The following is a 19,733-nucleotide window of genomic DNA, read 5'->3' as shown; positions in this document are numbered from 1 at the left end:
GAATGTTTCCTGCTTAGACAGGCTCATAACTTAATGTCTCGAACAAAGTCGCCTTCTCAGCTTCGCTCAAATCACGCCATTTGCCAACGTGAAGACCGCCGAGCTGGATGTTCATAATACGCTGCCGCTGCAGTCTCCGAACATGATAACCGAATGCTTCGCACATTCTACGAATTTGACGATTTCGGCCTTCCGTTAAAATAATACGGAATACGCGGTCCGTTACTCTTGTCACGACACATGGCAATGTCATGCTGCCTAGAATATGAACTCCGCTTGCCATTCCTTTTAAAAACGCTTCTGTCATCGGTTTATCTACTGTGACCAAATATTCTTTCTCATGCTTACCCTCCGAGCGTAGAATCGGATTGACGATATCACCGTCATTCGTGAGGAGTATTAATCCCTCCGAATCCTTGTCCAGCCTCCCTATCGGGAAGATACGCTCCTCATGACCAACAAAATCAACAATATTGCCTTTAATATGAAGCTCGGTCGTACAGGTAATGCCTACCGGCTTATTAAGCGCAATATAAACATGATTTTTTTGCTCGCCGATTTTGCGACCATCGACACGCACATCGTCACCTATTTCAGCTTGGCTGCCGAGCTGTGCCTTTTCTCCATTGATCGTAACACGTCCGCTGTCTACGAGCTTATCCGCCTCACGTCTGGAGCAATAACCGGTTTCACTAATAAACTTATTGATTCTCAAAGCTGCTTCACCCCGTTGTATGTAATGCCAAGTCGGCAATTTTGTCCGATGAATAATACTGAATCATCGATGGCTTGCTTGCTGCCTTCATTTGTCCAGCTTGTCCCGCCGCTCTTCTCATTGCCAAAGCTACATCCTCGCCCTTAATCGGCCGATACTTGCGCAGCGGACCAACCATTGCAAATTGCAGCCCTTTCGAAACGACAGCTCCAAACGCTTCACCAGGTCGAGCCTGCGGTCTTTCTCCAAGCAGAAGCGAGGGTTGAAACACTTGAACTAGCGGAATGCTCAGCTTAGCAATCGCATCCTGCAGTTCCCCTTTCACTCTGCTGTAAAATATTTTTGAGCTGGAGGAAGCCCCCATAGCCGTCACGATAGAAAATAAAGAAGCATTCGTGCGTTCTGCAAACCGGGCAAGCGTGAGCGGATATTCATAATCTACTTTGCGAAAGGCTTCTTGCGTCTTCGCAACCTTGATCGTCGTGCCAAGCGTACAAAATACAACGTCTGCATGCACCTGCTCCAGCGTTTTATCCAAATCATCAAAGGCGGTGACGATCATATTCAGTTTGGAGAGCTCATTTGCGCTGCCCAAAGTATTCGTCTCTAGCGGCCGTCTTACAATAACGGTTACCATCGTCACCAGCGGATCACGAAGCAGCTGACGGAGCAAAGCTGCTCCGATCAAACCAGTAGCTCCTACGAGTAAGGCGCTGTAGCCTGAAGCATCATAAAGCACGTTCCCTTTTTGCTTTGAACCATCTACAGAAGATTCCTGCTTCAACGAGAATCCCTCCTCTTACATTTCCGTTAGAAGCCCGATCTGTGCTTATGCTTCCAGTATACCGCTCTCCCGTGTTTCTTTCAAAGCTGGCAGCAGCAAATGTATCGTTGTTCCGACATTAACCTGGCTTTTAATATCCATCGTTCCGCGGTGGCTGTTAATAATACGCTGACTAACCATAATGCCGAGCCCTGTGCCCGTTTCCTTCGCTGTAAAAAAGGGATCTCCAATTTTCGGTATCATATCGTCCGGGATGCCCATTCCTTCATCCGTTATCGTGATCGAAATGTATTCCCGTTTATGGTTAATATGAATATGGATTCGTCCACCATTTGGCATCGCTTCAATCGCATTTTTCAGCAAATTAATAAAAACTTGCTTCAATTGATTTTCTTCACATGAAATTAAGCAAGAATCATCGGTTAGAGTAACACAAAACTCGATATTATGAAGAAGCGCCTCACTGTTCATTAACGCAATAACATCTTGCAGTACATCCCGTATATCCTTGGTGACAAACCTCGTCGCTTGCGGCTTCGCAAGAATGAGAAACTCGCCAACAATGAGATTGATCCGGTCAAGCTCCGATAACATAAGCGTTACGTGGGAAAGCGCCAGCTTCTTGCTCTCCTGCTGAAGCTGCAGGAAACCGCGCAGCGTCGTCAGCGGGTTGCGAATTTCATGAGCTACACCTGCAGCTAGCTGCCCTACTGTCGTCAGCTTCTCCGACCTTCGCAGCAGCTCTTCCATTTTGTTACGACTCCTCATGTCTCTTGAAATGCTGGCAAAGGCACGAATCGTTCCATCCGAATCACGAATTGGCGATATGGTTACACTTACAGGTATCAGCTCTCCAAGCTTCGTCATTCGTATCGTTTCCTGAGCTGGCAGTACTTTGCCCGACAAGATCTGGTTTAACATATCCCTCATCTCTGCATGATGAGAGTCGGGAAGAATAGGATTAATGAGACCAATTGCTTCTTCTTCCTCATAACCAAAGAGCAGCTCGAAAGCTCGGTTTACTTGAATAACCTTACCATCCAAATCAATAAGATGGATCGCATCGCTCGTGTGGTTAATAAATGACTCCAAATGCTCCTTCATCCGGCGGTTTTCCTCAAACGCTCTGCGCAGTTTGTTCATATATATACTTAGATTTTGTGACATCGCATTGACCTTAAGAGCCAGCAAGCCGAATTCATCCTTACGTTTAATTCGAATCGGCTGTTGAAACCGAGCAGAAGACACCTCGTTAACCTTCCATAAGATATCTTTTAGAGGTCTAATCATTACTCCTACCAGCCAATAGCTAATAAAGAGGACGAGCACCATCGATATGCCCGTATAAATCAATGAATCATTTCGCTTCTCCGCGATAAGCTCATTCATTCCCTCACTGTCATAAACGATACTTATAATGTAGTTGCCCATCTGCTTCGTGTAATAATAACTTCTAAAATAGGATTTTCCGTTGATCTCCATCTTTCGAAGCTCAAAACCTGTTTTCTTCACATCGGTTATAATAGATTGATCGCTATTTGAATCCAAATACGTGTAGGTTCCGTAACGCACAGCTAACGTATCTTGCTCAAATACTGTAATTTCATTTATATTTGGATTTAATGTTTTTACGATATCAAAGATATGCCCAGGGCCTGAGCGATCCTTCTCCGGAAAGATATAACCTGAACCTGACTTCTTCTCGTAAGAGGAAAATGTGCTCGCCACATGCATGGAAGTATCGTGCATCGCTCGTTTTGCTTGCTCTCGCATGCTTTGAATCATCGAATACTCACTAAGCATGTGCTGGAATATAAAAAACGTCAAAACGATAAGCGTGATCAAGACTGAGAATTTCATCTTTATTGACAATGAATGACACATCCTTTTACACAAAAACGTTTTTATTAACAACTTATACACAATATCCACAATTACTGTGCACAGCTCTGAATAAATTGTGAGTATTTATGTGCATATCATGATAGTTATCCACAATGTTATCCACGACATGTTAACAACGGAATATTTGTTCGTTGTATAATGAATAAATAGTAAAGGAGTTATTGTATATGACAAGAGAGCAAGAAGATCAGAAATGGATGCTGGAAGCTATTGAAGAAGCCAAAAAAGCCGAGCAAATTGGAGAGGTTCCTATCGGGGCTGTTATCGTCAGAAACAATGAAATCATCGGAAGAGGCTACAATTTGCGTGAGACGCGGTTTGATCCAACCGCTCATGCCGAAATGGTAGCTATTCGTGACGCCTGCGATCGCATCGGCGCATGGAGATTATTAGATTGTACATTGTATGTCACGTTGGAGCCTTGTCCAATGTGCGCCGGCGCCATTGTTCAATCTCGGGTTAAACGTGTCGTTTATGGAACAACCGACCCGAAGGCAGGATGTGCTGGGACGCTCATGAATTTACTGCAAGAGCCCCGTTTCAACCATGAAACGGAGCTCACTAGTGGTATTTTACAGCCTGAATGCTCAAACCTGCTGACTCAATTTTTCCGACGGCTTCGAGAGAGATAATATTCTCTACATATCGTCGCGGCGTATCGTAATATGTGTTAGCTCGTTTCTTTGTATATGCTGTAACGCAACAATTAGTTGATCGGCCTCTTCGCTAATCGCTAGAACATCCGGATCTGTCAGACTGCCGCGCGCTTCGGCTATTTCATGAAGCTTTAGCCGCAACGACTGCAATTGTTTAAGCAAGTGTTTTTTGTCCATAGCTCGCTTCGGGGCACGCTCCTTATCTAGCACTCGTGTGGTAATGCTTCTATTATACTCGTAGAGCAATAAGGAGTTTGTAAAAACTTGTCGACGAACGTAGACAATTTTCGGGCATTATTCGACAAAATGAAGTTATTTTATCCAATTTCTAGTTCTTTTTAACTAGTAAAATCGATCAATATATGGAAAAAGTTACTTGCGTTAAATACAGAATAGTAAAATATACATATATATGAATAATTGAAAAATGTTAATAAAATCACAAATATGCTAATAACGCTCATCAAGTGCTTTTATGTTAACAATTCCGATAAATGGTTTCAGCGATTTACGGGTAATGGTGTCGAATGCCAGAAAAAACGGCTGTTAACGAAGCTGTTTTTAGCGGCAGCATGCGCCTCGGATTTGGTCCAAATTCTCCACATCTTTGTAGCTATTATGAGGATAAATCCATTTGTATTATAAGAAAGTATGAAGTAAAATTATTTAAAACATTAGTCGTAATACAGGGAAATGAACATAAATTAGGATGTCGGGATGTGCCTTTGTGAATAATAAAGCAGTAATTTTGGGTTGTAATTATTATATAGGTTTAAGCACCATTCGTTGCCTAGGGATTAACGGTGTACATACGGTTGCCGTAGATTATTCGACTAAAGATACCTATGGCGCCGATTCAAAATATACGTCTGAGAGACTAATCTCTCCTCATTATAAAGAAGACACGGCAGCATTCATTCGTTTCTTGAAGGAATATGCCCGCAAGCAAAGCGCTCCTCCTGTCCTTATTCCATGCCACGATTCTTATCTTGAGGTTATCGATGAGCATTTGGAAGAGCTTAGAGAACACTATCTCATACCACAAGACATTCCGGGCATATACTCGGATATGATGAATAAAGAAGTGCTGCAGCGCCTTTCTCTAGAAAATGGCGTAGCTGTTCCCGAAACGGTCCGTGTAGACGAAGATCGTTTTTTTGAGAAGATCGATGAAATCATTAAGTATCCTTGTATCGTCAAACCTACAGATTCTCCATCCTTCGTTGCCAAGTTTAGACGGAAGCTCTTTAAGGTACACAGCCGCGCTGAGCTCGAACAAGCGCTGGCAAAAGCGAAGGAAGCGAGCTTGGAAGTCATCGTACAGCGTATCATTCCGGGTTTCGACGATCATATGTATACGTTCGACGCGTATTTAAACCAAGATTCAAAGGTCACTCACTGGGTCACTTGTCAAAAATTCCGCCAATATCCGATTAACTTCGGCGCATCGGTGTATACAGGGCAGAGATACGTACAAGAGCTGTTCGATATCGGAGCTCCTTTTCTAGAGAAGATGAAATGGAAAGGCTTCGCGGAAATTGAATTCAAAAAAGACGCCGAAACTGGCCGTTTTTATTTAATCGAAGTGAATTGCCGAATTACCAACCTGAACAACCTGCTGTACCGAGTTGGGGTAAATATTCCATGGATTACTTACCAAGAGTTAACTGGCGGCAACCTTGTGCCTCCCAAAGCCGTCAAAGAGAATACGAACCGTGTTTTCTGGTACGGATATGAGGACATGCTTGCTGTTCGCGATTATATCAAGACGGGTCAATTGACTTGGAAGCAAGTATTCGTATCCTTGTTTAAACCGAAAGCTTATGCGATCTGGGATTGGAAGGACCCGAAACCAGCCTTTTCCTATGCGGCTATCATCGGTGGCAAGCTTACGAAAAAGCTTCTAAGAAGGTAGCCTGCGAAAATAGTAATAGGTAATAGAATGGAGCTGATCGTATGTTATTGACCTCCTTACTGAAGGATCTGAATTACACGCTCGTGAAAGGCGATTTGCATATTGAAGTAAGCTCCATTGCCTTTGATTCAAGGGAAGCTTCAGCCAATGGCGTATTTGTCGCGATAACGGGTTTTTCGGTTGATGGACACCATTTCATCGAAAAAGCAATCGCACTTGGTGCGACCGTCGTTATTGTGGAGAAGGATGTTCATGTGCCAGCAGGAATAACGGTGCTGCAAGTTAACGACACGCGTGAGGCGCTCGCCCTGGTATCTGCAAACTTCTATCATCGCCCGACTGAGCAAATGAATCTTCTCGGCATCACTGGAACAAACGGGAAGACATCGACCACATATTTTCTAAAATCTATATTCGAGCAAACGGGGACAGCCCTCGGAATTATCGGCACGATCGGCACAGTTATCGGCGACAAGCTGATTCAAAATAAAAATACGACGCCGGAATCACTGTATTTGCAACGAATCTTCGCCGATATGATCGAATCACATATGAAGCATTGCGTCATGGAGGTTTCTTCGCATGCGCTCAATTTGAAACGCGTTGCCCATTCCAGCTTCAAAACTGGCATTTTCACGAATCTAACGCCGGATCATTTGGAGCTTCACCATACGATGGAGGAATATTTCGAAGCGAAGGCTTTGCTGTTCGACATGACGACGGACTTTAACATTATTAATGCAGATGATAAATTTGGCCGTATTCTTATTGACCGATTGCAGCATAAAGGTCCAAAGCTGGTTACTTATGGCATTGAGCAGGAAGCTGACATTTACGCGACGGACATTACTTATTATGCCGACTATACAACTTATAATGTAAATACGCCAAAGGGCAGCATCGCAATTAAAGTAAACCTGCCTGGTGCGATCTACGTATATAATAGTCTAGCCGCTATTGCAACGGCTTATTGCAATCAATTTACGCTACAGCAAATCGCAGACGGCATTTTGGCTGTTGAGGGTATTAAAGGCCGGCTGGAAGTTGTCTATCAAGATGAGGATACGAAGATCATCGTTGATTTTGCTCATACAGAGGACAGCCTAGAGAAGGCATTAAAAACAATCAGACCTTTTACCAAAGGCAAAATCATTCTCGTGTTCGGCGTTTACGCATCTGATGGGGAATCAGGCACAGAGAAACGTAGAGCGATGGCTAAGGTAGCCGCTACATTTGCTGATTTTTCCGTAATCACCTCTGATAATCCCAAGGAGCAGGATAATAACCTGATAATTAGGGAAATTATTGAAGGAGTCGAAGCTAATAACGGAGCTTATGAGGCCGTTATCGACCGGAGAGACGCTATTGCTTTTGCCATTGATATCAGCAGAAAAGACGATGTCATTCTCATTGCCGGCAAAGGTCATGAAACGTCGCAAATTATTGGGAAAACGGAAATCCCATTTAATGAATCGGAAATCGTCAGGGAAATCAAATTAAAAACGATGTGACTGCGCTTAAAACAATATAGTTAATGAAAGGTATTCCACATGTGCGGTTTTGTAGGTTTTGCAGATAGTCGTCCCGACGTTGATCAAGTAGCCATTATTAAAGACATGATGGAGATGATCGTTCATAGAGGTCCCGATAGTGGCGGTATCTATTCGGATGAGGAAGTAACTTTAGGGTTTAGACGCCTCAAAATTATTGATATGTCTGAAGAAGCCAGCCAACCGATTTACAACGAGGATAAAAGCTGTGTTCTTGTATTTAATGGAGAAATCTACAATTATCAAGAGCTGCGCGAAGAGTTGATTCAGTGCGGACATACCTTTGTTAGCCATACGGACAGCGAGGTTATCATTCATGCTTATGAAGAGTATGGAACCTCGCTGCTTCAGAAGCTAAGAGGCATGTTTGCTTTTGCGATATGGGATACGAATACGGAAACGATGTTTCTCGCCAGGGATTTCTTTGGCATAAAGCCGTTGTATTATACACAAAACACAACGGATAATTCCTTCTTATTCAGCTCAGAAATCAAAGCTTTCTTAAAGCAGCCTGCCTTTCGCAAAGAGCTGAACAAAGATGCGCTCAAGCCTTACCTGACCTTTCAATACTCCGTGCTTGATGAAACGTTTTTTAAAGGCGTGTACAAGCTGAAGCCTGGCCACTATATGCTTTACAAACAAGGGAAGCTAGAAGTGAAGCCTTTCTGGGACGTTAACTTTGCAGAAGAGCCGAACAGCCTGTCCCATTACGTCAACCAAATTAAAAGCACAGTAAAAGAATCGGTCGCCTATCACCAAATTAGCGATGTGCCGGTCGGGTCTTTTTTGTCCGGAGGCATTGATTCCAGTTATATTACCGCTTTGCTAAAACCAAACAAAACATTTTCCGTCGGCTTTGAGGATTATGAAGGCAACTTTAATGAGACGAACCTCGCAGAGGATTTGTCGGAAATTTTAAACATCGAAAACTATAAACGACTGGTTTCAGCGGATGAGTGCTTCAAGATGCTGCCAACGATTCAGTATCATATGGACGAACCACAGTCCAACCCTTCCTCCGTGCCTCTCTATTTCCTAGCAGAGCTTGCGAGCAAGCATGTGACCGTGGTGCTCTCTGGAGAAGGCGCAGACGAAATTTTCGGCGGTTATGATTGGTACGATACGACACCAGCGATGAAAAAATACAAGAAGCTTCCGTTTGCAATCAGGCGACCGTTATCATTATTAAGCGGCAAGTTGTCCAAAAACAGAATCACCTCCTTTGTCGTAAAAGGCGGACAGCGGGTTGAGGAACGTTTTATCGGTCAAGCGCATGTGTTTGAAGAAGCTGATGCCTTAGCCGTATTGAAGGACGAATTTAAGCAAGGACCATCCGTACAAAGCATTACGAAGACTGTATATGATCAAGTGCGGGGTAAAGATGATATAACCAAAATGCAATATCTCGATCTGAAGCTTTGGCTTCCGGGAGATATTCTTCTTAAGGCAGACAAAATGAGCCTCGCCCATTCTATTGAGCTGAGAGTACCATTTTTAGACAAGATGGTTATGGAACTGGCTTCAAAGCTGCCTACTGATCTTCGTGTGCATCCAAGCAATACGAAGTATGCGCTGCGTACAGCTGCGAAGGAAGTACTTCCCGATGAATGGGCGAATCGACCAAAGGTTGGTTTTCCTGTACCTATTAGGCACTGGCTAAGACAAGAGAAATATTATAAGCTCGTTAAGGACATGTTTCTCTCCGACCGAGCGAAGCTGTTCTTTCATACCGATGAGCTGATGAAATATCTGGATTCGCATTATTCAGGCAAGCAGAACTACGCTAGATACATTTGGACAGTGTATGTGTTCCTTATATGGCATAAGACGTTCTTCGAACAAGCGTAACAGGCATGGGCAGCCACCGGCTGCCTGCTCGTTATACACTGTCGCATAACTATTACGGCTATAAAGCGAAGGAGCCACCAACATGAAAAGAATGATCAAGCTCCTGGTGTTATTGGGTATTATTTTTTTTATTTATACATTGTTTACGAAAGAAGATGCAAAACCTGTATTCAATGAGAAGGTCGATTCTACACCAACGACTGCCCCTACTCCAGAAATAGAGCAAGGAACAATTACAGTAATAAGCAAAGACGAAGCAACGCAGAAGCCGATTAAAGATGCTGTATTTACGATAACCGCTGCGAATAGCGGATCGGTTATCGGCACCATGACAACAGACGAAATGGGTAAAGCAACATCTATTTTGCTCGATTACGGTACCAGCTATAAGATAAAACAACAGAAGGTCGGCAGGCCTTATCAGCTGTCAGAAGAAGAGCATCAAATAGCGGTTAACGGCCCTGCACAAGAGCTGACAACCACCAACAAAACGTTTGAATATGTGAAGGATTATGAGCGGGCAGCTGATGGCTCCATAACCATTAAGAAGGTTTATATCGATGTCGATACTATCATGCAGAAGCCTGAGCTGCCTAACGGCTGTGAAATTACTTCATTAACCGCGGTACTCAATTATTACGGATACGACGTTACCAAAACAGAAATGTCGGATAATTATTTGCCGAAGCAAGCTTTTATCACCAAGAACAATAAATTATATGGGCCTGATCCCTATAAATCATACGCTGGCGAACCTAGGTCATTAAAGGGCGGATTTTTCAGCTTTGCTCCTCCTATCGTGGAGGCGGCTAACTTGTATTTTGATGTCGCAGGGCGCAGCAACAGTACTTCAGATATTAGCGGCAGCACGCGAGAGGAAATTATCGAGCAGCTTAATAAAGGGATTCCTGTCGTAACTTGGATCACGCTGGATCTCACGCCGCCAAAAATGAATTACGCTTGGTATTTCAGTGATACTGGTGAATATTATTCAGCACCTATTAATTTGCACGTGGTTGTCCTAAATGGATATGAGGATGGTAAAGTACATGTAATGAATCCGTTAAAAGGACAAGTTACTTACGATGCAGACACTTTTTTTAACAGCTATGACGCAATGGGAAGCCATGCTATGATCGTTGAATAACTAAATCATTTCAATTAAACACTTCATCAAAAGTAGGTTGAGGCAATGGAAGCTAAAAGCTTAGGCATCATAGGCGGGATGGGCCCAAAAGCAACATCCGTATTTTTCGATATGATTATCGAGCAAACGGCAGCAGACCGTGATCAAGAGCATATTGATATCGTCATTCTCAATCATGCCACTTTGCCAGATCGAACAGGTGTCATATTAGAAAACAAAGGCGAGTTGTTTCTCAAAGCGGTTGCTAAAGATTTTAAAATCCTTGAGGCAGCAGGCGTATCTAATATTGCGATTCCTTGCAATACGTCGCATTATTTCTATAATGATATGCAGCAAATGACAAGCATAAATATAATCAACATGGTGGATGAGACGCTGAAAAAGATCCATGACACCTTTGGAGAACACTGCAAGATTGGTATTCTGGCTACAAACGGAACGGTTAGCAGCGGCGTGTATCGTCATGGCTGCAATCAGTATAATATGCACCTTCACGAGCCTGAAGAAGCCATTCAGGAGCATGTGATGGACATTATCTACAACAAGGTCAAACGCAATTTGCCTGTTGAGCCTTCCGAGTTTGAAGGCATCATTAACCACTTGCTCGTGCAGGATGAGTGCCAGTGTGTGATCATCGCATGCACGGAATTATCCTGCATACCGATCCAAAAAGACGTCGCAGCTTTTTGTGTAGATGCAATGACGGTGCTTGTACAAAGATCTATCGAGCTGTCGGGCAAACAAACCATCGCGAAATAAGAGCATCACAAAAAATCCGGAGATCATTCTCCGGATTTTTTTGTGCTTTGGGCTTGTATTATTTTAGATTAAAGAAGATTGAGTTCTACATTAATGTTGCCTCTAGTGGCTCTAGAATACGGACATACCTGATGAGCGGCTTCGACCAATTCCTTCGCAACGTCTGCTTCAACGCCCTCAAGCGCAATATCCAGCTTCACAGCCAGCTCATATCCGCCGTCTGCATCCTTGCCAAGCGTAACATGAGCGGTTACTTCGGTTTTCTCCACTTTAATTTTCTTCATCCGGCATACAACGTTAAGAGCACTCTCGAAGCAAGCTGCGTAACCTCCTGCAAACAATTGCTCTGGGTTCGTTGCGCCACCCACTCCTCCAAGCTCTTTAGGGGCTCTCACATCTACATTCAAAATATTATCGCTTGAAACAAGCTTGCCATCTCTTCCACCTGTTGCCGTTACCGTAGCTGTATATAAGTTTTGCATCATTAATTCCTCCGTTTAGGTTTTTATTTTTGTTTAAACGTTACTTTGCAAGCTTTTAGACCTTGAAGCTCCTCATGAAAAAGCACCTTATCGACAATGGCCTTTTATTTAACCTCCGTTACTTGAAATAACATCTTGTTTTCTTATTGCCAAAGAGAGCCTTCTCTATTCTCCTCATGCAATTTGGTGCAGCGAAGATTTTGTATTTTATAAAATTTAATTTTATAAAATATAATATACACTCGCTCATAGGCGTTGTCAATAGTGCGAGGTGAAATATGCTGAACTAACAAAAAAAGATTTCCTCCCAAATTAACGGGAAGAAATCTTATTGTTTAATTATATTCAGTTGAAATTGGAATCCTCATCCGATCTTAGAAATTCGCTCTGTTACCCATTAAGTTGAGGGTTCTAGACTAATCTCGATTGTTTTCTTTCCTAACCGTTTGTTCAAATAATCACGATTTGCCAAAATGCGCTCATCCGTCGGCCGGAATTGTGCTGCTTTTTCATTATGATCGTACGCGGCTTCGTAATCACCTATGCCATCGTAACAAACGCATAGCTGAAGCTGCGGCAGCCATGTAGAACAAGTTAAATTCTCAAAGCCCCAGTTCTGTTCCGGCTTCTCCGTGCTCAGCGCTAATTTATACCAATAAATGGCCAGCTTATACTCTTGACGCTGTAAGAAATAATAACCGAGGCGGCAACAAAATTCCGGACGAGGCTTGTCGTAATGGAAAGAGCGGAAGATCGAATCGACCACATTGCGTACTTCATTAAGCTCGCTGTAGCAATCCGCAAGCCTGCCGCAGGAAGCAATGTTATCCTCAATCCATCCTTTGCCCGTCGCAAGAAATTTTTCGTAATACCTTATAGCAGCCTCATATTTCCCATGGTCCTTAAGTTCATTGGCATAATAGAATAAATCGCGCGGAGAAAAGATTTCCCCTTTAGCCAGTCGTTTCTCATAAATGTTCAAATTTCGATCACTGTCATGATGTATACTGCTATGGGTTACGGCGATATCACTGCTCAATATATCCCCGTAAACTTCAAGGTATTCATGAACCGGACCAATCCATTTGAAAGCCCGAGATTTTTTTACAATTCGGTTTCGTCTTAGCTTTGAAGTTACATTACCGAATTCATCAAACGCCAAGTGGTATTCCATAGATATAGAGTCGACGGCAGGATCTACATTTTGTTTTAGCGCCAGCAGTTTCTGCTGATCGATTTCCTTCAAAATATCATCTGCATCCAGCCACATAATATGGGATTTGGTTGCTAAAGAAAAAGCATAGTTGCGAGCTGCCGCAAAATCATCGATCCATGTAAAATGTTCGATGCGATTGGTAAACTCGCTCGCAACCTGCTTCGTTAAATCCGTAGAACCCGTATCCACAATAATAATCTCATCAGCGATATCTTTCATGGAAGCTAGACATCGACCGAGCGTTTTCTCTTCATTTTTGACAATGAGGCACAAGCTGATGGAAATCAACAAAACCACACTCCCATGAGTCGATTAGATTGATACATCATATTCTCATGCCATTGTCCTGTTACTTCTGCTTTATTAACTAACCCGAATGATGGTCAAAGCCGCACCCGCTCCGCCGCCTAACAGCGTTGCTGCTCCTAATAATCCAAACATTTGAAGCGTTATGGTACTGCCTGCTGTCAAAGTAACAATAACATCATTATTAAAGCTTGATACGCTTAGAACTGGAGCCACGGTAGAAGCAAGATTCGCTGTACCATTAATTACCAGACGAGTGCTAAGAAGTAAGGCAGCCGTGATATTGATCTGATAGGTGATATAATATCTGCCTGCATTAACAACTGTGAAGGTATCATTAGCTCCGTTGACGGTAATATTCGGGCTTAGGTTTTGTGAGCTCGGGAGTGGTACATTGGTCCCTCCGAGCACAACAGCGATAAGTGCACCTGTCGTATTGCCAGCATAACTAGAATCAGCCGTTGGTTCAGCACCTGTTACACCTGTTGCTCCCGTAGTTCCTGTTGCTCCTGTGGCACCAGTAGCACCTGTCGCTCCTGTTACGCCATTCGTTCCAGTGGCACCCGTTGCCCCTGTTACGCCATTTGTTCCAGTGGCTCCTGTGGCACCGGTAGCACCTGTTACACCGTTGGCTCCTGTTGCTCCTGTGGAGCCCGTTACTCCCGTTGCTCCTGCTACTCCTGTCGCACCTGTTACACCGTCGGCTCCTGTTGCTCCTGTGGAGCCTGTTACACCTGTTGCTCCAGCAGTTCCTGTCGCGCCTGTTACACCGTTGGCTCCTGTTGCTCCTGTTGCTCCTGTGGAGCCCGTTACTCCCGTTGCTCCTGCTACTCCTGTCGCGCCTGTTACACCGTCGGCTCCTGTTGCTCCTGTGGAGCCTGTTACACCTGTTGCTCCAGCAGTTCCTGTCGCACCAGTTACACCGTTGGCTCCTGTTGCTCCTGCTACTCCTGTCGCTCCAGTTACACCGTCGGCTCCTGTTGCTCCTGTGGAGCCCGTTACTCCCGTTGCCCCTGCTACTCCTGTCGCACCTGTTGCCCCAGCAGTTCCTGTTGCTCCTGTGGAGCCTGTTACACCCGTTGCTCCTGCTACTCCTGTCGCTCCAGTTACACCGTCGGCTCCCGTTGCTCCTGTGGAGCCCGTTACTCCCGTTGCTCCTGCTACTCCTGTCGCTCCAGTTACACCGTCGGCTCCTGTTGCTCCTGTGGAGCCCGTTACTCCCGTTGCTCCTGCTACTCCTGTCGCACCTGTTGCCCCAGCAGTTCCTGTTGCTCCTGTGGAGCCCGTTACTCCCGTTGCACCTGCTACTCCTGTCGCACCTGTTGCCCCAGCAGTTCCTGTTGCTCCTGTGGAGCCCGTTACTCCCGTTACTCCCGTTGCTCCTGCTACTCCTGTCGCACCTGTTGCCCCAGCAGTTCCTGTTGCTCCTGTGGAGCCTGTTACACCCGTTGCTCCTGCTACTCCTGTCGCTCCTGTCGCTCCAGTTACGCCATCAGCTCCTGTTGCTCCTGTAGAGCCCGTTGCACCCGTTGCTCCTGCTACTCCTGTCGCTCCAGTTACACCTTCAGCTCCTGTTGCTCCTGTGGAGCCCGTTACACCTGTTGCTCCTGCTACTCCTGTCGCACCAGTTACACCTTCAGCTCCTGTGGAGCCCGTTGCACCTGTTGCCCCAGCAGTTCCTGTCGCACCAGTTACGCCGTCAGCTCCTGTTGCTCCTGTGGAGCCCGTTAAACCCGTTGCTCCTGCTACTCCTGTCGCTCCAGTTACACCCGCTCCCGTTGCACCAGTTGCTCCTGTAGCACCACTCGCTGCAATCAGCGTATAATCCGGCGAAGTTCCCGGTGTGCCTGTTGGCGGCGCCGTATTCACGATATACGTGCTTCCATTAAACGTTACGACCTGACCTACTGGATAGCCTGGCGCTGCGAGTGGATCAAATACTACAATTCCGCTTAGTCCGACTCCTGTCGCACCGGTAGATCCCGTCGTTCCTGTCTCTCCTGTTACTCCTACTCCAGTTGCTCCTGTTGCACCGACAGCTCCCGTTGCTCCTGTGGAACCTGTTGCACCCGTTGCTCCATCTGTTCCCGTAGCACCTGTTACTCCCGCTCCCGTTGCACCAGTTGCTCCTGTAGCACCACTCGCTGCAATCAGCGTATAATCCGGCGATGTTCCTGGTGTGCCTGTTGGCGGCGCCGTATTCACGATATACGTGCTTCCATTAAACGTTACGACCTGACCTACTGGATATCCTGGCGCTGCGAGTGGATCAAATACTACAATTCCACTCAGTCCGACTCCTGTTGCACCGGTAGATCCCGTCGTTCCTGTCTCTCCTGTTACTCCTACTCCAGTTGCTCCTGTCGCACCTGTTGCACCAACAGCTCCCGTTGCGCCTGTCGATCCTGTTGAACCCGTTGCTCCATCTGTTCCCGTAGCACCTGCTACACCTGCTCCAGTCGCGCCCGTTGCTCCTGTAGCACCACTCGCTGCAATCAGCGTATAATCCGGCGAAGTTCCCGGTGTGCCTGTTGGCGGCGCCGTATTCACGATATACGTGCTTCCATTAAACGTTACGACCTGACCTACTGGATATCCTGGCGCTGCGAGTGGATCAAATACTACAATTCCGCTTAGTCCGACTCCTGTCGCACCGGTAGATCCCGTCGTTCCTGTCGCTCCTGTTACTCCAACTCCTGTCGCACCTGTTGCACCGACAGCTCCCGTTGCTCCTGTGGAACCTGTTGCACCCGCTCCCGTTGCACCAGTTGCTCCTGTAGCACCACTCGCTGCAATCAGCGTATAATCCGGCGATGTTCCTGGTGTACCTGTTGGCGGCGCCGTATTCACGATATACGTGCTTCCATTAAACGTTACGACCTGACCTACTGGATATCCTGGCGCTGCGAGTGGATCAAATACTACAATTCCACTCAGTCCGACTCCTGTTGCACCGGTAGATCCCGTAGCACCCGTTACCCCGGTTCCAGTCGCGCCCGTTGCTCCTGTAGCACCACTCGCTGCAATCAGCGTATAATCCGGCGAAGTTCCCGGTGTGCCTGTTGGCGGGGCCGTATTCACGATATACGTGCTTCCATTAAACGTTACGACCTGGCCTACTGGATATCCTGGCGCTGCGAGTGGATCAAATACTACAATTCCACTCAGACCGACTCCTGTCACACCGGTAGATCCCGTCGTTCCTGTCGCTCCTGTTACTCCAACTCCTGTCGCACCTGTTGCACCGACAGCTCCAGTTGCTCCTGTGGAACCTGTTACACCTGTTGCTCCATCTGTTCCCGTTGCACCGGTCACTCCCGCTCCAGTCGCGCCAGTTGCACCTGTAGCACCACTCGCCGCAAGCAGTGTATAATCCGGTGAAGTTCCCGGTGTGCCTGTTGGCGGAACTGTATTCACGATATAAGTGCTGCCGTTAAACGTCACAACTTGACCAAGCGGATAGCCCGGTGCTGCGAGTGGATCAAATACTACTGCTCCGCCTAGACCGACTCCTGTCGCACCAGTTGCACCTGTAGCACCACTCGCCGCAAGCAGTGAATAATCCGGTGAAGTTCCCGGTGTGCCTGTTGGCGGAACTGTATTCACAATATAAGTGCTGCCGTTAAACGTCACAACTTGACCAAGCGGATAGCCCGGTGCTGCGAGTGGATCAAATACTACTGCTCCGCCTAGACCGACTCCTGTCGCACCGGTAGTTCCCGTTGCACCCGTTGCTCCAGCTCCAGTCGCGCCAGTTGCGCCTGTAGCACCACTCGCTGCAAGAAGCGTATAATCCGGCGAAGTACCCGGTGTCCCTGTTGGCGGCGCCGTATTTACCACATACGTGTTGCCGTCAAACGTTACGACCTGACCTACTGGATAGCCTGGCGCTGCGAGTGGATCAAAAGTCACGACGCCGTCTAGACCTACTCCCGTTGCACCTGTCGGACCAGTTGCACCTGCTACTCCCGCTCCTGTAGCACCAGTAGCACCGGTTACTCCGCTTGCTGCAAGCAGCGTATAGTCTGGCGAAATACCGGGTGTTCCTACTGGAGAAGACGTATTTGAAACATACGTGCTCCCATTAAACGTAACTACTTGGCCTGATTGATAGCCAGGTGCTGCGAGTGGATTAAACGCAACAATACCATTTAAGCCTGTGCCTGTGGCTCCTGTGGCTCCTGTAGTTCCAGTAGCTCCCGTGGCACCTGTTGACCCAACTGCACCTGCTGCCCCAGAACTGCCCGCAGCTCCCGTTGCCCCGGTTGCTCCTTTTGCACCTGTATCTCCATCCGCTCCACGAAAACCTCTATGCCCCCTCCAACCTCGAGGTCCTCTATCTCCCTTCGGCCCTCTATACCCTCTTGGACCCCTTACGCACCTTTTCACTCTTTTACTCGGTTTAGAAGAATGGCCGCCTAGGCATCTCAAAGCACTATTGAGGATTATGATAGAGTCCTTCACATCAACTTTAGCTCTTCTAATTTTATCTCTACGTGTAAGCCTTCTGGCCTTCCGCAGCTCAACAATCGCTAAGTTTAGTTTTCTTAAGCATTTCGACCGTTTATGCGCCAACTCTATACACCTCCATTAAGATCAGATTTTGCATTTTTCTTCCGTTTTTTATGAACAATACTGCCCATCGAAGCGACTGCTTCATGTATTTGCTGCTTAGCGTGGTTTAAGTGGTTCGTTTTAATTAAATTTCTCGCTGATTCCAGTTTGTAAATCGCTTCATTAAGTTTCTGCCCTTGAAGCCTTTTGTTCATAGACGTTTTATCACCCTCCGCTATTTAGCTTGTAATCCGCTCTAGCTTATAAAGTGTTAATAATAGCTAAATCAGTCTATGACCAAAATGGTTTTCGAACACGGTAAATACCTAGCCTTTCAAGTAAAGTACAAGCAAACCCCCTATATTTGTTAAATAAAGGCTTGGACGACACTGAGTTTAAACACAAAAAAGACCTCATTGGGTTCACCCCAACAAGGTCTGCAAGCAGCTTCTACTCCTTCTCCAGCCAATCAGCATCACAATCTCTTATTTCCAAAAGAAGCGGCAGCTGTTCAAAAAAAGCATCTACCACCTGAGGGTCAAAATGCCGCCCCCGTTCTTCTTTGATCAATCCCAAAATGCGATCCATCCCCCAAGCCTCTTTGTACATTCTTGCGCTGCTTAAAGCATCAAATACATCTGCCAGCGCAGTAATTCGCCCATATATATGAATAGCCTCACCCTTAAGGCCTTGCGGATATCCGGTACCGTCCCACTTTTCATGATGCTGCCAAGCCACGATCGCCGCAGCTTGCAGAAGCGGTCTCTTGGAATTGTGCAATAATCGGTAACCGATAATGGCGTGCTCTTTAATCTGCTCATACTCTTCTGCCGTTAGCTTCCCTGGTTTTTTCAACACCGCATCCGGTATGGCTACTTTGCCGATATCATGCATTGGTGACGCGCTGCGCAGCATGTCTGCTTCAGAATCATTCATGCCTAGTCCTTTTGCCAAAACATACGAATATTGAGCAACCCGTTTTACATGATTGCCCGTTTCTTGCGAGCGACCTTCACCGATTTTTCCCATCGCCAAAATAATCTCTTTTTGCGTCTCTATTATTTCCTCATACAGCATGATGGACTCAAGCGACTTGCCTGAGTAAGAGGCAGCAAGCGATAAGTATTCCATATCTTTCACCGAGAATTTCTGCTTCTCTGTTAATTTGTTAATGGCTTGATAGGCACCGATTACTTCTCCTTGATTATTGTGAAAAGGGATCGTCATAATCGATTTCGTCCGATAACCGGTCTTTAAGTCGTTATCCGGATTGTGCCTTGGATCCTCATAGGCGTCATCTATAAAAATAGATTGTCCCGTGCTTATAGCACTTCCTACCAGCCCGCTGCCGTAAGGAATCCGTATCTCGCAAGCTCCGTGAGCTACCGCTGTAAAAAGCTCATTGCGAGCAGCATCAATTAACCAGACGGTGCACCGATCTGCAACGACCATCTCTCTGCCCATATTGGCCATTAAGATCAGGACAGCATCCAGCTTCTTTTCATTCGCTATTTTAGCTGTATATTCAAAAATCACCTTAAGCATTTGTTCAGGCGATAAATCCAATCGAAACGATTGCGGTTCATTTTGGAATTCAAGCATTCGAACAATCCTCCAGCCGAGCAAACTCGTTATCCTTACCTCTATTCGCCTTTACAAGCTTTTTATCCTCTTGTTTCCACAATAAAAGCGCAGTTATTCGACAAAAAAATACAATAGTCTTACACTGAAATGGTTAATCTTGCTTCACCTAAAGCACCCATGCTATAATCAATGTTGCTGCGCGTCCGTAGCTCATCCGGATAGAGCAAACGTTTCCTAAACGTTAGGTGGGAGGTTCGAGCCCTCTCGGGCGCGCCATTTCTTTTACGAATATATAAAGCTTATTGCTAATGC

The 19,733-nt window shown here is 45.9% G+C and carries 15 protein-coding genes and 1 tRNA gene; 7 read left to right on the top strand and 9 right to left on the bottom strand.

Going from position 1 to position 19,733, the window contains the following annotated elements; translation table 11 throughout:
• Window positions 1-13: 13 nt before the first annotated feature.
• Genes rluF through AC0VYE_RS00680 form a run of 3 tightly spaced genes read right to left on the bottom strand, consistent with a single transcriptional unit; the run spans window position 14 to window position 3,371 of the window.
• Window positions 14-715, bottom strand: a complete 702-nt coding sequence (gene rluF / locus AC0VYE_RS00690) for a 23S rRNA pseudouridine(2604) synthase RluF (protein WP_076271562.1) — start codon at window positions 713-715, stop codon at window positions 14-16.
• A 7-nt stretch (window positions 716-722) separates the two neighbouring features.
• Window positions 723-1,499: an NAD(P)H-binding protein gene (locus tag AC0VYE_RS00685; protein ID WP_475445425.1), complete on the bottom strand. Its 777-nt coding sequence runs from the start codon at window positions 1,497-1,499 to the stop codon at window positions 723-725.
• A gap of 45 nt (window positions 1,500-1,544) precedes the next feature.
• Window positions 1,545-3,371, bottom strand: a complete 1,827-nt coding sequence (locus AC0VYE_RS00680; protein WP_475445423.1) for an ATP-binding protein — start codon at window positions 3,369-3,371, stop codon at window positions 1,545-1,547.
• Between the two features lie 200 nt (window positions 3,372-3,571).
• Between AC0VYE_RS00680 and tadA the strand changes: the two genes are divergently transcribed.
• Window positions 3,572-4,036: a tRNA adenosine(34) deaminase TadA gene (gene tadA, locus AC0VYE_RS00675; protein WP_076271560.1), complete on the top strand. Its 465-nt coding sequence runs from the start codon at window positions 3,572-3,574 to the stop codon at window positions 4,034-4,036.
• A gap of 6 nt (window positions 4,037-4,042) precedes the next feature.
• Here the strand turns inward: tadA and AC0VYE_RS00670 are convergent, their stop codons facing one another.
• Window positions 4,043-4,237 (bottom strand): aspartyl-phosphate phosphatase Spo0E family protein, encoded by a 195-nt coding sequence (locus AC0VYE_RS00670; RefSeq protein ID WP_076271559.1) that lies wholly within the window; start codon window positions 4,235-4,237, stop codon window positions 4,043-4,045.
• A 550-nt stretch (window positions 4,238-4,787) separates the two neighbouring features.
• On the opposite strand from AC0VYE_RS00670, the gene AC0VYE_RS00665 reads away from it, so the two are divergent.
• From AC0VYE_RS00665 to AC0VYE_RS00645, 5 genes are all read left to right on the top strand, one after another.
• A complete protein-coding gene (locus tag AC0VYE_RS00665; RefSeq protein ID WP_076271558.1) occupies window positions 4,788-5,975 on the top strand; it encodes a carboxylate--amine ligase in 1,188 nt (395 codons plus the stop codon).
• 41 nt (window positions 5,976-6,016) lie between these two features.
• On the top strand, window positions 6,017-7,486 hold the full coding sequence (locus AC0VYE_RS00660; RefSeq protein WP_475445420.1) for a UDP-N-acetylmuramoyl-L-alanyl-D-glutamate--2,6-diaminopimelate ligase: 1,470 nt from the start codon (window positions 6,017-6,019) through the stop codon (window positions 7,484-7,486).
• A 39-nt stretch (window positions 7,487-7,525) separates the two neighbouring features.
• The gene (gene asnB / locus AC0VYE_RS00655; RefSeq protein WP_475445418.1) at window positions 7,526-9,373 is read left to right on the top strand and encodes an asparagine synthase (glutamine-hydrolyzing); all 1,848 of its coding nucleotides are present in this window, start codon (window positions 7,526-7,528) and stop codon (window positions 9,371-9,373) included.
• Window positions 9,374-9,455: 82 nt separating this feature from the next.
• The gene (locus AC0VYE_RS00650; protein ID WP_076271555.1) at window positions 9,456-10,520 is read left to right on the top strand and encodes a C39 family peptidase; all 1,065 of its coding nucleotides are present in this window, start codon (window positions 9,456-9,458) and stop codon (window positions 10,518-10,520) included.
• A gap of 45 nt (window positions 10,521-10,565) precedes the next feature.
• Window positions 10,566-11,279 carry an aspartate/glutamate racemase family protein gene (locus AC0VYE_RS00645; protein ID WP_339205949.1) on the top strand — a complete coding sequence of 238 codons (714 nt, stop codon included), beginning with the start codon at window positions 10,566-10,568 and terminating at the stop codon, window positions 11,277-11,279.
• A 68-nt stretch (window positions 11,280-11,347) separates the two neighbouring features.
• Here AC0VYE_RS00645 and AC0VYE_RS00640 read toward each other — a convergent pair whose 3' ends face one another.
• The 5 genes from AC0VYE_RS00640 to AC0VYE_RS00620 all read right to left on the bottom strand — a co-directional run bounded on the left by AC0VYE_RS00640 (window position 11,348) and on the right by AC0VYE_RS00620 (window position 19,439).
• Window positions 11,348-11,761 carry an organic hydroperoxide resistance protein gene (locus AC0VYE_RS00640; RefSeq protein ID WP_076271553.1) on the bottom strand — a complete coding sequence of 138 codons (414 nt, stop codon included), beginning with the start codon at window positions 11,759-11,761 and terminating at the stop codon, window positions 11,348-11,350.
• A gap of 397 nt (window positions 11,762-12,158) precedes the next feature.
• Entirely contained in the window at window positions 12,159-13,265 is a 1,107-nt protein-coding gene (locus tag AC0VYE_RS00635) for a tetratricopeptide repeat-containing glycosyltransferase family 2 protein (protein ID WP_475449383.1), read from the bottom strand.
• A 75-nt stretch (window positions 13,266-13,340) separates the two neighbouring features.
• Entirely contained in the window at window positions 13,341-17,858 is a 4,518-nt protein-coding gene (locus AC0VYE_RS00630; RefSeq protein ID WP_475445415.1) for a BclA C-terminal domain-containing protein, read from the bottom strand.
• A 2-nt stretch (window positions 17,859-17,860) separates the two neighbouring features.
• Window positions 17,861-18,052 carry a hypothetical protein gene (locus AC0VYE_RS00625; protein WP_076271774.1) on the bottom strand — a complete coding sequence of 64 codons (192 nt, stop codon included), beginning with the start codon at window positions 18,050-18,052 and terminating at the stop codon, window positions 17,861-17,863.
• Window positions 18,053-18,287: 235 nt separating this feature from the next.
• Complete coding sequence (locus AC0VYE_RS00620; RefSeq protein ID WP_475445413.1) at window positions 18,288-19,439, bottom strand: HD domain-containing phosphohydrolase; 1,152 nt, start codon at window positions 19,437-19,439, stop codon at window positions 18,288-18,290.
• Between the two features lie 181 nt (window positions 19,440-19,620).
• Here AC0VYE_RS00620 and AC0VYE_RS00615 point away from each other — a divergent pair.
• Window positions 19,621-19,697, top strand: a tRNA-Arg gene (locus AC0VYE_RS00615).
• Window positions 19,698-19,733 lie beyond the last annotated feature (36 nt).

Source organism: Pristimantibacillus sp. Z349TD_6 (assembly GCF_056173205.1).
Note: the sequence above shows the minus strand (reverse complement) of the source record. Positions and strands in the feature narration are given on the sequence as shown.

Bases quoted from the DNA above. Each gene is read 5' to 3' on its own strand.
- AC0VYE_RS00650 (WP_076271555.1), top strand. From the start codon at position 9,456: ATGAAAAGAATGATCAAGCTCCTGGTGTTATTGGGTATTATTTTTTTT.
- AC0VYE_RS00645 (WP_339205949.1), top strand. From the start codon at position 10,566: ATGGAAGCTAAAAGCTTAGGCATCATAGGCGGGATGGGCCCAAAAGCA.
- tadA (WP_076271560.1), top strand. From the start codon at position 3,572: ATGACAAGAGAGCAAGAAGATCAGAAATGGATGCTGGAAGCTATTGAA.
- AC0VYE_RS00625 (WP_076271774.1), bottom strand. From the start codon at position 18,052: ATGAACAAAAGGCTTCAAGGGCAGAAACTTAATGAAGCGATTTACAAA.
- AC0VYE_RS00640 (WP_076271553.1), bottom strand. From the start codon at position 11,761: ATGCAAAACTTATATACAGCTACGGTAACGGCAACAGGTGGAAGAGAT.
- AC0VYE_RS00660 (WP_475445420.1), top strand. From the start codon at position 6,017: ATGTTATTGACCTCCTTACTGAAGGATCTGAATTACACGCTCGTGAAA.
- AC0VYE_RS00620 (WP_475445413.1), bottom strand. From the start codon at position 19,439: ATGCTTGAATTCCAAAATGAACCGCAATCGTTTCGATTGGATTTATCG.
- asnB (WP_475445418.1), top strand. From the start codon at position 7,526: ATGTGCGGTTTTGTAGGTTTTGCAGATAGTCGTCCCGACGTTGATCAA.
- AC0VYE_RS00670 (WP_076271559.1), bottom strand. From the start codon at position 4,237: ATGGACAAAAAACACTTGCTTAAACAATTGCAGTCGTTGCGGCTAAAG.